12 protein-coding genes are annotated in these 15211 nt (G+C 33.2%); 9 read left to right on the top strand and 3 right to left on the bottom strand.

The features are described from left to right. Window positions 1-82: 82 nt before the first annotated feature. From GBH57_RS02120 to flxY, 6 genes are all read left to right on the top strand, one after another. Window positions 83-1276: a DUF2062 domain-containing protein gene (locus tag GBH57_RS02120; protein WP_151672401.1), complete on the top strand. Its 1194-nt coding sequence runs from the start codon at window positions 83-85 to the stop codon at window positions 1274-1276. Beyond that, window positions 1269-4973, top strand: coding sequence for an MMPL family transporter (locus tag GBH57_RS02115; protein ID WP_151672400.1), 3705 nt, complete (start codon window positions 1269-1271; stop codon window positions 4971-4973). Before GBH57_RS02120 ends, GBH57_RS02115 begins: the two co-directional genes overlap by 8 nt. Continuing rightward, window positions 4970-6505, top strand: coding sequence for a phytoene desaturase family protein (locus tag GBH57_RS02110; protein ID WP_151672399.1), 1536 nt, complete (start codon window positions 4970-4972; stop codon window positions 6503-6505). Before GBH57_RS02115 ends, GBH57_RS02110 begins: the two co-directional genes overlap by 4 nt. Before the next feature lie 8 nt (window positions 6506-6513). Continuing rightward, window positions 6514-7398, top strand: a complete 885-nt coding sequence (locus GBH57_RS02105; RefSeq protein ID WP_151672398.1) for a cupin-like domain-containing protein — start codon at window positions 6514-6516, stop codon at window positions 7396-7398. Then, window positions 7391-9070 carry a C45 family autoproteolytic acyltransferase/hydrolase gene (locus tag GBH57_RS02100; protein WP_151672397.1) on the top strand — a complete coding sequence of 560 codons (1680 nt, stop codon included), beginning with the start codon at window positions 7391-7393 and terminating at the stop codon, window positions 9068-9070. Before GBH57_RS02105 ends, GBH57_RS02100 begins: the two co-directional genes overlap by 8 nt. A gap of 105 nt (window positions 9071-9175) precedes the next feature. Next, window positions 9176-10462, top strand: coding sequence for a flexirubin biosynthesis putative acyl-CoA ligase FlxY (gene flxY, locus GBH57_RS02095; protein ID WP_151672396.1), 1287 nt, complete (start codon window positions 9176-9178; stop codon window positions 10460-10462). A gap of 3 nt (window positions 10463-10465) precedes the next feature. On the opposite strand, the gene GBH57_RS02090 is transcribed toward flxY, so the two are convergent. After that, window positions 10466-10687 carry a helix-turn-helix domain-containing protein gene (locus tag GBH57_RS02090; RefSeq protein WP_235904631.1) on the bottom strand — a complete coding sequence of 74 codons (222 nt, stop codon included), beginning with the start codon at window positions 10685-10687 and terminating at the stop codon, window positions 10466-10468. Window positions 10688-10864: 177 nt separating this feature from the next. Here GBH57_RS02090 and GBH57_RS02085 point away from each other — a divergent pair, with 177 nt between their 5' ends. Both GBH57_RS02085 and GBH57_RS02080 read left to right on the top strand, forming a co-directional pair. Next, a complete protein-coding gene (locus GBH57_RS02085; RefSeq protein WP_161596053.1) occupies window positions 10865-12523 on the top strand; it encodes a T9SS type A sorting domain-containing protein in 1659 nt (552 codons plus the stop codon). A 5-nt stretch (window positions 12524-12528) separates the two neighbouring features. Further along, a complete protein-coding gene (locus tag GBH57_RS02080; protein ID WP_151672393.1) occupies window positions 12529-12930 on the top strand; it encodes a hypothetical protein in 402 nt (133 codons plus the stop codon). A gap of 35 nt (window positions 12931-12965) precedes the next feature. On the opposite strand, the gene GBH57_RS02075 is transcribed toward GBH57_RS02080, so the two are convergent. Then, window positions 12966-13580, bottom strand: coding sequence for a PDZ domain-containing protein (locus tag GBH57_RS02075; protein ID WP_151672392.1), 615 nt, complete (start codon window positions 13578-13580; stop codon window positions 12966-12968). Between the two features lie 100 nt (window positions 13581-13680). Further along, on the bottom strand, window positions 13681-14505 hold the full coding sequence (locus tag GBH57_RS02070) for a universal stress protein (protein ID WP_151672391.1): 825 nt from the start codon (window positions 14503-14505) through the stop codon (window positions 13681-13683). Between the two features lie 232 nt (window positions 14506-14737). Here GBH57_RS02070 and rimP point away from each other — a divergent pair, with 232 nt between their 5' ends. Continuing rightward, on the top strand, window positions 14738-15205 hold the full coding sequence (gene rimP / locus GBH57_RS02065; RefSeq protein WP_151672390.1) for a ribosome assembly cofactor RimP: 468 nt from the start codon (window positions 14738-14740) through the stop codon (window positions 15203-15205). Window positions 15206-15211 lie beyond the last annotated feature (6 nt).

The raw sequence follows: 15211 nt of genomic DNA, 5'->3' as shown, positions 1-15211 counted from the left end.
CTTGCTACTTAAAAGGAGATTTTAACGTCGCTATTGTCTTTCAATTTCTTATTTTTGATTGCTAGGTAACTAATAGTAATCAATGAGCATCACTGCTACTAACCAACTTTTACAAGACCATAAATGCTGCATTATTATACCCACGTATAATAATGCCAAAACCTTGAATCGTGTTTTGAACGGTGTCTTAAAATACACTAACAATATTATAATTGTTAATGATGGTGCAACTGACGAAACCTCAAAAATTTTAGAAGCATATTCTCAATTAGAAATTATCACTATTTCTCCTAACCAAGGAAAAGGAAATGCACTACGAGTTGGTTTTAAAAAAGCAATAGTCTTAGGCTTTAAAAATGCTATTACAATTGACAGTGATGGGCAACATTTCCCAGAAGATATAGCACAATTTATTGAATGCTTAGATCAGTCAAGTACTAAAAATTTATTACTAATAGGTTCAAGGAATATGTCTCAAGAGGGAGTTCCTAAAAAAAGTAGTTTTGGGAATAAGTTTTCTAATTTTTGGTTTTGGTTTGAAACTGGAATTAAATTGCAGGATACACAATCTGGTTTTAGATTATATCCATTGCAGCCTATTTCAGAAATGAAATTTATTACCAAGAAATTTGAGTTTGAAATTGAAGTGATAGTAAAAGCTGCTTGGCGAGGTGTTACAGTAGAAAATATCCCTGTTCAGGTACTCTATGATGAAAGTGAGCGTGTTTCACATTTTAGACCTTTTAAGGATTTTACTCGCATCTCAATATTAAATACTGTCTTTGTTATAATCACGCTTTTTTATATTAAACCGCGAGATTTCATTCGTAATTTTAAAAAAAAAGGGGTTAAGAAATTTCTAGCGGAAGATCTTTTAGGGATAGATGATAGTCCTGTAAAAAAAGCTTTGTCTGTGGCTTTAGGAGTGTTTGTTGGAATATCACCATTGTGGGGTTTACATACAATACTCGTTGTTTTTCTGGCAGTGGCTTTAAAACTAAATAAAGTGATTGCTTTCACATTTTCAAATGTTAGTTTGCCTCCTTTTATTCCTTTTATTCTTTATGCTAGTTTGAAATTGGGGAGTTGGCTTTTGGGTTCAGAATTTAATTTTTCAGTTGATACAATTAATGAAAACTTCGAGTTTATTAAACATCTAAAAACATATGTTGTAGGTAGTTTTACATTAGCAATAACTGCAGCAACACTTCTTGGGTTTTTGAGTTTTATAATTTTTTCCTTCTTCGGAAATAAGAAAGCCATTGCTAATGGATAGTTTTTTTTATCATACTTTCACTAAGATAAAACAGCACAGGTTAGTCGCTTTATTGCTTGCTTTTTTAGCGATTACAATTATAGGTTTTACTGCTTCAAGAATAACTTTTGAAGAGGATATAATGAAGCTTCTTCCTGCAACCGAAGAAACAAGAGCCCTTCAGAAAATATTAAAATCAGTTAACTTTTCAGATAAAATAATTGTCACCATTTCAAAACAAAAAGATGGGACTATTGACAATGCTACTGACTACGCTACGGTGTATTTAGACAGTCTACAACGTTCAGCATCAATGTATGTTCAACAAGTTGATGGTGCTGTGGGAGATAATGGTATTGATCTTACGCTAGATTTTATTTATAAAAATCTTCCGCAATTTTTAGACGAAGCAGATTATATAAGTTTGGCTAATAGGTTAAACAGCGATAGTATTGCTTCGCTAACGGAGTCAAATTATAAAACTCTAATATCTCCTTCTGGGATTATAGCGAAAAAGTCAATTATTAGAGATCCATTAAGTTTATCATTTATGGGTTTAAAAAAGCTACAAGAACTTAATGTTGGAGACGATTTTACTATAAAAAATGGCTATTTAGTTTCTAAAGATGAGGAGCATGTGCTTTTATTTATAACGCCACAATATGCAGCAGATGATGCGGCAAATAATGAGGTTTTTACAAATATTTTATATAGTATCCGTTCTTCTTTAAACACACAGTTTGAAAATAAAGCGAATCTCAAATACTACGGAGCAGCTTTATTAGCTGTGGAAAATGCTCGACAAATTAAAGGCGACATCCAATTAACATTAGGAATTGCTTTAACAGTATTGATGTTAATTTTCATCCTATTTTATCGTAAAATATATATCCCGTTAATTCTATTTGCACCAACTATAGTAGGTGCTTTAGTATCCATTGCTGTGCTTTATTTAATTCGCCATCAAATTTCGGCTATATCCCTTGGAATTGGTTCCATTTTATTGGGTGTTACTCTCGATTATTCATTACATATATTAACTCATATTAGAAACGAGTCTAATATTAAACAACTCTACAAAGAAATAGCAAAACCCATCTTGATGAGTTCGCTCACAACTGCTTTGGCATTTTTATGTCTTTTGTTTTTAGACTCTCAAGCATTGCAGGATTTAGGGATTTTCGCTGCAGTAAGTGTTATTACAGCTTCAATTGTAGCATTGTTATTCATTCCTCAGATGTATAAAAACAGCGCAAAAGATTCCGCTCGTAGTGTTTCAGTTAAAAGAAATATTCTTGATCGTATTTCAAATTATTCATTTGAAAAAAATAAAATTATTCTAGTAAGCGTTGCTGGTTTATGTGTGATGAGTTTGTTTACTTATAATACAGTAAAGTTTAATAATGATTTAGAAACTCTTAATTACGAACCGCAGGACTTTAAAGAGGCTAAGAAAACCCTTGATGCACTTACCAATATTGAGTCTAAATCATTATATGCTATTGGTTATAGCTCGGCTGAAGATAGTGTGTTGCAAGTTAATGATGCGATATTTTTAAAGTTAAAAGCACTTAAAAACCAAGGCGTTATTAAAGATTATAGTAGTGTCTCAGCTATTGTAAATTCTGAAAGTAAGCAACAAGAAAACATCAATCGCTGGAATCGTTTTTGGACAATTGAAAAGAAAGAAACTTTTAAAAGTGATTTAATAGAAAGTAGTGCTGCTTTAGGTTTTAAGCCAACCACATTTAATACATTTTACAAAACACTAGATAATAATTTTAAACCCTTATCTCCTGAAGCTTTCGATGAGCTTCCAGCAATTAATTTAGACGATTTTGTAAACGAACGTGATGGTTTATATACTGCAAATTCAATTATTAAGTTAGATGAAGCACAAATTCCAGAAGTGGAAGATGCTTTTGAAGGGTTTGAAAATATGGTGTTAATTGACCGAAAAGCCATGAATGAATCTCTACTTGGTTCATTACGTGATGATTTTAATAAACTTATTGGATACTCGTTAATTGTCGTTATCGTGTTGCTTTTACTTTTCTACCGAAGTCTTTCGTTGACACTTGTAACAGTTTTACCTGTGTTTTTAACTTGGCTTGTTACCATTGGAATAATGGGAGTTTTGGATATTCAGTTTAATATTTTTAATATTATTATTTCAACATTCATTTTTGGTCTTGGGATTGACTATTCCATATTTGTTACCAATGGCCTGTTACACGAATTGAAGACTGGCGAGCCTGCATTAGCGACACATAAAACTTCGATATTACTTTCAGTTTTAACTACAATTCTAGGAATAGGAGTACTCATTTTTGCTAAACATCCTGCATTATATACAATTTCGATAGTTTCAATCATTGGTATTTTAATGGCCATGATACTTGCATTTACACTGCAGCCTTTATTGTTTAAACTGTTTATAGGTAGCCGAAATAAGAGGCCTATTCATGTGCGATATTTAATTCACTCGATACTGTCGTTTACTTATTTTGGACTTGGAGCATTTTTATTATCAATATTAGGAGTATTACTCATCCCAATACTTCCTTTTTCTAAAAAGAAATCGATGCCAGTTTTTCATAAACTTATTTCTAAGTTGATGAAATCGGTACTTTATACAAATCCATTTGTGGATAAAACAGTTTTGAATCCACACAATGAAACTTTTATAAAACCTGCATTTTTAATTGCTAATCATACGTCGTTTTTAGATATTCTTGCAATAGGAATGCTAACACCAAAGCTTATTTTTCTAGTGAATGATTGGGTGTACAATTCGCCTATTTTTGGGCGTGCTGTAAAACTTGCGGGCTTTTATCCAGTTTCTAAAGGTATTGAAGAAGCTGTAGCACATTTACAGCCTAAAGTAGATCAAGGATATTCGTTAATCGCATTTCCGGAAGGTACCCGTTCTAAAACCAATAGAGTGAAACGCTTTCATAAAGGAGCTTTTTTCTTAGCCGAAACTTTAAAACTCGATATAATTCCTGTTTTAATTCACGGTAATTCAGAAGTTTTACCAAAAGGAAGTTTTATTATAAAAGACGGGAAAATTTCCGTAGAGATTTTAAAAAGAATTCCTCACGAAGCAACCCAATTTGGGGATAATTATAGTGCTAAAACTAAAAATATCACAGCCTATTTTAGAAAAGAGTTTTTCAGATTTAGAAATACTATAGAGTCGCCTACGTATTTTTATAAAACTATTTTAGAAGATTATAGGTTTAAAGGTCAAGATATTTGTCGTAAAGTTAAGCAAGAATTAAAAGTCAATAAACAAGCATATTATTCAATAATAAATACAATTCCTGCTACTGCATCTATACTTCAGTTGTCAAATGATACAGGGGCACTTAGTTTCTTGCTAGCACTAGATGGAGCACAACGTAAAATAACGCAAGTTGTAAGTAATGAGGAGTTGTTACAAACACTTAAAAATAGTTTTATTACTAATACCGAACGAAAACTATTTTTTGTCAATAGTTTTTCGGCAATAGAACATGGGGTTTTTGATGTACTCATTGTTAATGGTATTAATATTTCCGAAGTGAAACTAAAGCCAATTTCATTTCAATCACTAAATTTTATATTTTTACTACATTCCCCTCAGCTTGACACTAAATCGCAAACCATTTTTGATGGGTTTGAATTAATGGAAACTTCAACTACATTAAGTGTTTTTAAAAATACAAGTAAATGAAAGATAGGTACGACGTTGTAATTGTGGGTAGCGGTATGGGTGGATTGGTTTCTGCTATTGTACTTGCTAAGGAGGGAAAGAGCGTTTGTGTGTTAGAAAAGAATAACCAGTTTGGCGGGAATCTTCAAACTTTTTCAAGGGATAAAACAATTTTTGACACTGGAGTACATTATGTAGGTGGGCTTGAAGAAGGACAAAATCTATACAAATATTTTAAGTATTTAGGGATTTATGATGACATAGCGTGGAAACGAATGGACGAAGATGGTTTCGATATTATATCATTTGATAATGACCCAAAAGAGTATCCACACGCGCAAGGTTATGAAAATTTTATTCAAAATTTATTAGTTGATTTTCCTGAGGAAGAGGAATCTATTAGGTTTTATTGTGAAAAATTAAAAACAACCTGCTCTAGTTTTCCATTATATAATGTAGCGAATGGTGCGCCTAATTATAGTGATAACGATCTTTTTAGCACGAGTGCGAAAGAGTTTATTTCAGCTATTACAACTAATAAAAAGCTCCAGGCGGTACTTGCAGGTTCTAATTTATTATACGCAGGAGATGGTAATTTGACGCCGTTTTTTGTACATGCACTTTCGGTTAACAGTTATATTGAAAGTAGTTATCGTTGTGTAAATGGTGGGTCTCAAATAACTAAAGCATTATTAAAACGACTTAAAGAACACGGTGGTGAAGCCTATAAACGACATGAGGTAGTCAATTTTATAATGGAAGATAAAATGGTGAAAGCTGTTGAAGTTTCTGGAGGAAAGACACTATACGGCGATCTGTTTATTTCTAATATTGAGCCTAAGCTCACTATTAAAATGATTGGTTCTGAGCATTTAAGAAAATCATATGTTAAACGAATCGAAGATATAAAAAGCACTGTTGCAGCTTTTAGTTTGTACATTGTGTTAAAGCCAGGCACATTCCCTTACATGAATAAAAACCATTACCATTATAAGGATGCTAATAGGGTTTGGGATGTGTTGCATTACGAAGAGGAAAATTGGCCAGAAAGTTATATGGTTTCTATGGGAACTAGAAAAAATAGCGATGGTTATGGAGATACCATAACGGTAATGACCTATATGCATTTTGATGAAGTCGCTCAATGGGGTGATACTTTTAATACTGCAGCAAATAAAAATGAAAGAGGGCAAACCTACGAGCAGTTTAAAAAAGAAAAAGAGGAGGTTCTGTTGAAAGAGTTAGAGAAGAAGTTTCCAAACATTCGCTCTTGTATTAAATCGGTTTATTCTTCTACACCACTTTCGTATCGCGATTATATTGCGTGTAATGAAGGTGCAATGTATGGGTATGTTAAGGATGTAAGCAATAGCATGCAGTCTATGATATCACCCAAAACTAAAATTAAAAATCTCTATTTTACAGGGGCAAGTTTAAATATGCACGGAATTTTAGGGGTTACAATTAGTGGAATGCTAACGTGTTCAGCAATTTTAGGACAAGAATATTTAGTAGATAAAGTACAGAAAGCTAGTGAAACAATAACAACTTAATCAAGTATATGGGAACCATTAAAACAAAACTAATAGTGACAGTAAATGAACTCTCTAAAGAAGATTTTGTTACCCACTACCTTAATAAACAGCCTGTGCTTATTAAAAAAAGTTGGACTAAAAATTGGCCTGCTTATGAAAAATGGAATTTAGATTATATACAATCTTTAGCTGGAGAAACGGTGGTGCCATTATACAATAATGAACCTACTAAAGGAAAACAAAAAAGTGCAGTTCCAGTTACTGAAATGCGCCTTTATGATTACTTAGAAATATTAAAGACTCAACCCACTGATCTTCGTATCTTCTTTTATGATACCTTAAAAAAGCTTCCTATACTTATAGAAGATATTAAATATCCGGAAATTGGTTTGAAGTTTTTTAAGCGGCTACCAGTAATGTTTTTTGGAGGAGAAGGAAGTAATGTTGTGCCTCATTACGATATGGATGTTGCAAATCTAGTGCATTTTCATTTTCATGGACATAAGCGTGTATGGTTATTTCCACCTTCGCAATCTAAAAATATGTACCAAGTGCCTTGGAGTATTCACGGTTTAGAATCTATAGATTTAGACAATCCAGATTTTGAAAAATATCCAGCTTTGCAAGATCTTGAGGCTATCGAGGTTTTTATGGAACACGGCGATGCATTATATATGCCTCCAGCATATTGGCATTACATAAAATATTTAGATGGAGGTTTTTCAATTACGTTAAGAGCATTTCAGCGTAACTTAAAAGGTCTTGGAACAATGCTTTATAATGTTACTATTCTTAGAAATGTAGAAAATTTACTACGTTATACATTTGGAACTAAATGGACGGATTATAAAGAGAAGAAAATGGTGAGAAAAGTCAATAAAAATTATCACAAACGCCATAAAAATGGATAAACTCAAAGGTTTTGTTCTTTTTTTAAATGTGTTAATACTACTGCTTTTCTCGTCTTGTGGAATTAATAAATCACTTAACGACTTGCCAGATGTTAGCACTTACAATGCAGCTATTCCTTCTAGAGTAAGGGTAAATGATAGTACTTATTATGCAGGTAATAGTTTTTTAACTAAAAATGAACACGGCCTATGGGAACTTTATGTTGAAGGTGATCCTTTAGAGCGCGGACTATTAATGGGAAGCCTTACTAGAGAACTCATTGAAATTCAAGAGAGAGTTTTTATAACTAAAGTAAATGATCTTGTGCCTTCCACTACTTGGCAGTCATTTTTACGAAGCTTTTTAAAGTGGTACAATCGTAAAATGTATAAACACGTTCAGCCGGAGTTTAAAGCCGAAATATTCGGTGTTTCAAGATTTGCGCTTGATGAATTTAACACCATTGCACCACCGTACTTACGTTCCCTTTATTTACACAGTGCACACGATATAGGGCACGCTTTGCAAGACTTAGCTTTAGTAGGCTGTTCTTCTTTTGCGGCTTGGGGTGACAAAACCGATGATGGCGAATTGTTGATTGCACGTAATTTCGATTTTTATGCAGGAGATGAGTTTGCAGAACAAAAAATTATAGCATTTATAAACCCGGATCAAGGAAATCCATATATGAGTATAACTTGGGGTGGATTTACAGGAGTGACTTCAGGGATGAATCTTGCAGGATTGACAGTAACTATAAACGCATCTAAGTCTAAAGTGCCGCTAATTGCTAAAACCCCTATTTCAATTGTAAGTAGAGAGATTTTGCAATACGCAACCACCATTGAAGAGGCTATTGCGATTGCTAAAAAACGGGAGGTTTTTGTAAGCGAAAGTATTATGGTAGGTAGTGCAGCAGATGGTAAGGCTATTTTAATTGAAGTAGCGCCAAGTAATTTTGGAGTTTATGATGTAGTGAATAACAATCAATTAGTTTGTAGTAATCATTTTCAAAGTGAAGCCTTTAAAGAGGATAAACGAAATGCTAAAAGTATTTTAGAGAGTCATAGTAAATACCGTTTTGATAGAATGGAAGAGATTTTGCAAAAAGACGAAGGTAAAATGACGGTTGTCGATGCAGTTTCATTATTGCGCAATCGCGAAGGATTGAATGATGAGAAAATTGGCTTCGGAAATGAGAAAGCGTTAAACCAATTGCTAGCTCATCATGGAATCGTCTTTAAACCTGAAAAACGCCAAGTTTGGATTTCGTCAAATCCGTATCAATTAGGTGAGTTTGTTTCATACGACCTCAATAAAGTGTTTGCAAACCGAGATAAAAATCCAGCAATGACTACTTTAGCCGATATTGAAAAAGTAATTGCCGAAGATCCGTTTGTGCATTCTGAAGCGTACAAAAATTATGAAGAATACCGAGTACTTGAACGAACAATGGAGAGTGCTATTAGTGAGGAAACTAATGTATCAGAAACTATGCTAATAGAACTTCAAACCAAAAACCCAGATTATTGGAAAGCTCATTATTTAAAGGGAAGATATTTGTATCAACAAAAACGGTACGAGGAAGCTTTAAATGCTTTTACTATTTCGGCAACAAAAGAGATAACAACGGTTCCAGATAAAGAACGCTTAGAAAAATATATTGAGAAGACGCAAAATAAAATGAAATAGGTGTCTGGTTGAACATCGTCGAGACCTTCCCTAAAAATAGTTGTTATCACAAAAAAGCAGCGTTTGTATGAAAATATACATCTCTAAAATTTCAGAATAAAAAGTATGATCCCAAAAATTGAACAAGCATCCAAGACGGAAATAAAGCAATTCCAAGAAACAGAACTGCAAAAGATGCTAGCTTATATAAATACCAATTCAGGTTATTATAAAAATCTGTTTGAGGAAAAAAGTATTGATGTTTCGGCTATAAAAACGTTAGAAGATTTAAGGAGTCTTCCGCTTACCACAAAAGATCAACTTCAGAAAAATAACACTGATTTTATCTGTGTTCCCAAAAGTAAAATAATTGATTATGTCACTACTAGTGGAACGCTTGGTGAGCCTGTTACATTTGCTTTAAGTGACAAGGATCTAGATAGATTAGCATATAATGAAGCAATTAGCTTTGAGTGTTCTGGAGTTAAAATTGACGATGTTATGCAGTTGATGACTACAATGGACAGGAGGTTTATGGCTGGGCTTGCTTATTTTTTAGGTGCTCGAAAATTGGGAGCTGGAATAATTAGAGTTGGATCTGGTATTCCAGAATTGCAATGGGATAGTATTTTGAAATTCGAGCCTACTTATTTAATTTGTGTTCCATCATTTTTATTAAAGCTTATTGAATTTGCTCAGGCCAATAACATTGATATAACAAAAAGTAGCGTAAAAGGAGCTTTGTGTATAGGTGAACCTATTCGAAATCAGAATTTTACGCATAATACCCTTGCAAGAAAAATTAAGGAAAGCTGGGAGATTGAGTTGTTTTCGACCTATGCAAGTACAGAAATGAGTACAGCTTTTAATGAATGTGAAGCGCATAAAGGAGGGCATCATCATCCAGAACTTTTGATTGCTGAAATTTTAGATGAAGATAAATTGCCAGTAAAAGAGGGTGAAGTTGGTGAATTGGTTATTACTACTTTGGGAGTAGAAGCAATGCCATTACTACGCTTTAAAACGGGTGATATGGTTCAAGCGCATACTGATGCTTGCTCTTGTGGAAGAAACACGATGCGATTAGGGCCAGTTGTGGGACGTAAAAAGCAAATGATTAAGTACAAAGGGACAACGTTATATCCACCTGCTATGTATAATGTACTTAATGATTTTTCTGAAATTGATTGTTTTGTTATTGAAATTTCACATAACGATATAGGTACAGACGAAATTTTAATCAAGATTGCCACTACCGCTGAAAGTGAAATATTTTTGCAGAAAGTGAAAGATCATTTTAGAGCAAAATTACGCGTAACACCATCTGTAGAATTTCACGACAAAAAAGTGCTGAATGTAATTAGATTCCCTAAAATGAGTAGGAAGCCTGTTGAATTGATTGATTTGAGGTAGTTGTTATTTGAACATAAAAAGTTCGATAATTTCTACTTTTAGGGCTTTTGAAATTTTCAGTAAGGTTGTGACAGTTGTATTAATCTCACCTCTTTCAATGCGACCAACTTGATTAATTGGTATGTCTGAATCAATAGCCAAGTGTTCTTGTGTCAATTGGCTTTTCCTCCTAAGTTGCCTCAAGTTTTGACCGAATTTTAAAAGATATTTTTTTTCGTCTAACACAAGTTCAATTACTGAATTGTGATAAAATATCATAAACACATAAATGTGTTATTTTAACAAAATTTTCTGTTGTTAATGTAATAATAGTTTTAAGTTTGAGGTAACTAGCAAAAAGCCAACAACATGATAAATAGATTTACTGTTCTATTATTTTCTTTATTACTAAGTTTTAATTTAATGAACGCTCAAGAATGCTTCACTAAAACTAATATTGCTAATCAAAATTTTGTACCCACAACAAGAAAAGCTTTTGCTGCGGTTAATCAAGAAGTTTGTATTAATATGTATTTTCATATTGTTAGAGAAACTGATGGAACAGGTGGTTTAAATCCAACTGAGATACCTTCTGTAATTGATAGTTTTAACGAAGTATTTAATCCTGTTAATATTAAAGTAAGAAGTATAGGGCATTCTTATATTGACAATTCTGATAGTTACAACTTAGTATATGATACAACTGCAGATGAGGTTATAGGATTCGATGACTTGATTCAAACCTACAGTGTTCCTAACGCAATAAATTATTTTTTGGTTGAAAATATAGAATATGAATTTGAGGAGAATTGGATTGTGTCTATAGCGGGAGTTGCAGAAGGAGTTTTAAGTAAAAATTTTATAACTGGTTTTGGCTTTGCTCAAAGTACTATTTCAGCTCACGAGTTAGGTCATTGCCTTAATTTATATCATACTCATCACGGTACTTATAATGAATTAGGTGGTGATCCTAATCAATGCCCTGAAAATATTGATGGTTCTAACTGTACTACATGTGGAGATTATGTTTGTGATACACCTGCAGACCCAGGTTTACACAGTAATTATATAATAAATGGAACCGAAATTATACCACCAAATTATGATTTTCTATGTAATTATGTGGGTGATGATGGATATAATCCTGATGTGAGAAATTTGATGGCAAGTGGTTGTCGTGAATATTTTTCAGCAGGACAAGGTGAACGTATGCGTAATGCTATTAATAACTCTTCCTTATTGCAACCAATAATAAACAATAGTAGTTCTTGTGAAAATTTAGAACCTTATATAAGTGGAGAAAAGGTAGTATGTTATAATGATGACACAATTATTACAATAGAAAATGCAGACCCTCCATACACTTGGAGCGTATCGTCTAACATGACAATAACATCAGCAACAAATCAAAACTCAATTACTGTTGTAGCGAATAGTTCAGGATTTAGTGGATATGGTATAGTTACAATAACACACGCATCTGGCACTTCTCAATTTAATGTGTGGATTGGTAAACCCAGAGCTCCGACTTATTTGAATGGACCTTCAGAGGTTAACTCCGGATCTTGGTATTCTTATACAGGTGGAGGTGCAGTCGGTTCTGAATCTTACGAATGGCGATTACCTTATCCTTTTGAAGTTACTAATGTAGTAGATCAAACCAGTGATTATTGGCAGATGTTACCAGAAGATACGGGTTATAATTATCACGTTTGGACAGGAAATGGAGAAATAAATGGTAAGGTGCAGCTCATTGCAGTTAATAAATGTGGTAATGGAGGATCTATAAATATCGATGTTATTCACGATAATGGAACATTGTGCACAACTTGTGATCTTTGGGATCCAAATCCATACCCAAATCAAGCCAGTAATCAATTTATATTGGACTTTAGTAAGCATCCAGAAAACCAAACATTTAGTGTGAAAGTTTTAGATATTCACTCTAATATGATAATATCAGAAGAGTTTGAAAATGAATTAAAAGTATTTAATGTGCAAAATATTCCAAACGGTATTTATTTTCTACATATTAATGACGGCAATAAAATACGTACTAAACAGTTAATAATTAAACATTAATAATTATGAAATATTTATTTATAATATTGATTACAACTTTGATAAGTTGTACAAAAGATTCAAATGAAATCGATACAATCGATATCCCTTTAGTTGGGGTTTGGGAATTAAACGAAACACTAATAAGTGATGGAGGTTTAGGTGGTGACTGGTTTGAAGTTCCACTGGAAGATCGAGCTGCGTTAATTTTTAACTCAGATAGTACATTTACTTTTGGTGATGGAACTTTAGAATGTAATAATGGTGCATTTAATTTAGAAGAAGGGATATTAGTATTTATGCCTACAAGTAATAGTTGTGGTACGGTTACATATGGTTTTGTTCAAGAAACTAATGATGAGTTTACTATGTTTGATCAGACTTGTACAGAAATTTGTGCGTTTCGCTATATAAGAAGATTGCAATAAGAAAAATTGTAAATGTAAACCGAAGAAAGTTGAAATTACCAATTTTGTTTAACAATACTTTCCTCTAATAAACGCCAGACATATCCTTCTTCGTTTGTTTCGTCAATATCAAAAACAGAGTAGTACCGAATGAGTTCATTCTTGTTTTCTGGATTCACTCTAATGACTTGTAGTGTTTCAGGACGATTACTTTTATGAATAGCAAAACCATTCATCACGGGTTTCCAACTGTTATTTCTAAGCACATAGAGAAAGTATTTGTTGAAGTTTGGGTCTTCTAATTTTGCAGTTACTAATAATAAATCCCTATCAAAACCTTCTAAAATTAATGGAGCAACTGTACCACCGTAGGTTTTAGGGATTAACACATCAGGATACTTTTTACTTTCAAAGCTTACAGTTGTCACACCTTTTTTAGTGTCTATTTTACTAACATGAGCGTAGAAAGGTTTCAAATCTCCATTGTAATTTCCTATTACAGCGCCTTTTGGTAGTATTGGTTTTACAACTGTTGGCTCTGTTGAAGTGGGATTGTTTTTTGAGGTTATTACGTCACTTTCAGTTTTACTGTCTATAATGGGACCTGTGTTTTTAGAAGGAGCTCCGCATCCAACTGCAAAAATGAAGAGAACTATAGTGATGAGTTTCATTTGAGTAATTTTATTAGACCGCAATATATACAGATTATAGATTGAATAAAAAAAGCACCAAGTTAGACACTCGGCACTTTTAAAATTTTTGTGTTTAAGATTAGCTAATTTTAAATGTAATGACCGGCATTTGAGCGTGATTTACTAAGTCTTCACTAATACTTCCATTAAAGAAATGATTAAGACCTTTACGTCCATGTGTGCTCATTCCTATTAATTGCGCATCTTTTAATTTAGTGAATTGAAGAATTCCTTTTTCTACGGAGAATGCATTATGAATATTGATAGTGTAGTTCTCTGCACCCATTCCACGAACAAAATTTTCCATAAGTTCAGTCGCCTCTTCAGTTGTTTTAAAACCTGCTGGTGTATTTACATAAAGTAAATGCATTTTTGCTCCTACAGTTTTTGCAAATTTTTGTGCTTCGTTAAAACTCCAGCGGCACTCCTCTGTAAAGTCTGTTGCGAAAACAAAATCCTTAATATCAAGTTTAGCATGGTCATTTTTAATAACAAGTACAGGTACTTTAGAAGTTCGAACAACCTTTTCGGTATTACTACCTATAAACATTTCTTTGAAACCGCTTGCCCCGTGTGAACCCATTACAATTAGGTCAATATCTTTTTCTTCGACTGTTTGACTTACATCAGTATATATCTCGGCGTGGCCTATTGCTTGATGTACTTCTATAGGCCCTAAGTAGTCTTTTTTTAATAAATTTTCAAATCCTTTTTCAGCCAGTTTTATAAAATATAATGCTTCGGGCATGGCACTTGCATTTTCGACACCTCTTATTTGTGATGGCATATCTAATGAGTGAAGTAGGTATAACTCACAATCATGTTTAGTTGCAATTTCCGCAGCAACTTTAAGAGCGTATTCAGCTTGTTCAGAAAAGTCAGTAGGTACGAGGATGCGTTTCATATATTGTAGTTTTAAAAGAGTTAGTTGAAAAATGATTAAAATTTCAGAAGAAAAATAACCTAAATTTCCTGTTGAATTTAATTTATTTTAAGCCTAAGATTAAAGTTACAAAATAACCCTTCTAAAACGAAAGACTGTCTATTTTTTTAATCTCAAATAAATTGCTATATTTGCACCGAATTTATGATGATTAGGAGAGGGGACATAGCGTCCCCTCTTTTTATACTAGTATTTGATGAGAGAACAAGTAACACAATTATTAAACGAAGCATTGGCGGAACACCCGTCATTATTCCTGATAGACCTTGAGATTACTCAAGAAAATAATATACGTGTAACACTAGATGGTGATGACGGCGTTAGGGTTGAAGATTGTATGGCTATAAGTCGTGGAATTGAACATAATCTTGATAGAGAAGAGTTAGATTTTTCTTTAGAAGTAATGAGTGCTGGCGTTTCTGAGCCTCTTACAATGCCTAGGCAGTATAAAAAAAATATAGGTAGAACTTTAAAAGTGAGAACGGATAAAGGGGAAACTATTGAAGGGAAAATAACCGATACTACAGATGAGGATGTTACGCTTGAGTGGAAAGCGCGTGAGCCAAAACCTGTAGGAAAAGGAAAAGTGACTGTTGAGAAAAAGACAGTGCTTCCTTATAAAGAGATTGTACAAGCAAAAGTTATGGTAACATTTAATTAAAATGAT

The organism is Patiriisocius marinus, from assembly GCF_008974325.1.
Taxonomy (GTDB): Bacteria; Bacteroidota; Bacteroidia; order Flavobacteriales; family Flavobacteriaceae; genus Patiriisocius; species Patiriisocius marinus.
This window is presented reverse-complemented; position numbering and strand designations above follow the sequence as displayed.

Bases quoted from the DNA above. Each gene is read 5' to 3' on its own strand.
- GBH57_RS02120 (WP_151672401.1), top strand. From the start codon at position 83: ATGAGCATCACTGCTACTAACCAACTTTTACAAGACCATAAATGCTGC.
- GBH57_RS02115 (WP_151672400.1), top strand. From the start codon at position 1,269: ATGGATAGTTTTTTTTATCATACTTTCACTAAGATAAAACAGCACAGG.
- GBH57_RS02110 (WP_151672399.1), top strand. From the start codon at position 4,970: ATGAAAGATAGGTACGACGTTGTAATTGTGGGTAGCGGTATGGGTGGA.
- GBH57_RS02105 (WP_151672398.1), top strand. From the start codon at position 6,514: ATGGGAACCATTAAAACAAAACTAATAGTGACAGTAAATGAACTCTCT.
- GBH57_RS02100 (WP_151672397.1), top strand. From the start codon at position 7,391: ATGGATAAACTCAAAGGTTTTGTTCTTTTTTTAAATGTGTTAATACTA.
- flxY (WP_151672396.1), top strand. From the start codon at position 9,176: ATGATCCCAAAAATTGAACAAGCATCCAAGACGGAAATAAAGCAATTC.
- GBH57_RS02085 (WP_161596053.1), top strand. From the start codon at position 10,865: ATGAACGCTCAAGAATGCTTCACTAAAACTAATATTGCTAATCAAAAT.
- GBH57_RS02080 (WP_151672393.1), top strand. From the start codon at position 12,529: ATGAAATATTTATTTATAATATTGATTACAACTTTGATAAGTTGTACA.
- GBH57_RS02075 (WP_151672392.1), bottom strand. From the start codon at position 13,580: ATGAAACTCATCACTATAGTTCTCTTCATTTTTGCAGTTGGATGCGGA.
- GBH57_RS02070 (WP_151672391.1), bottom strand. From the start codon at position 14,505: ATGAAACGCATCCTCGTACCTACTGACTTTTCTGAACAAGCTGAATAC.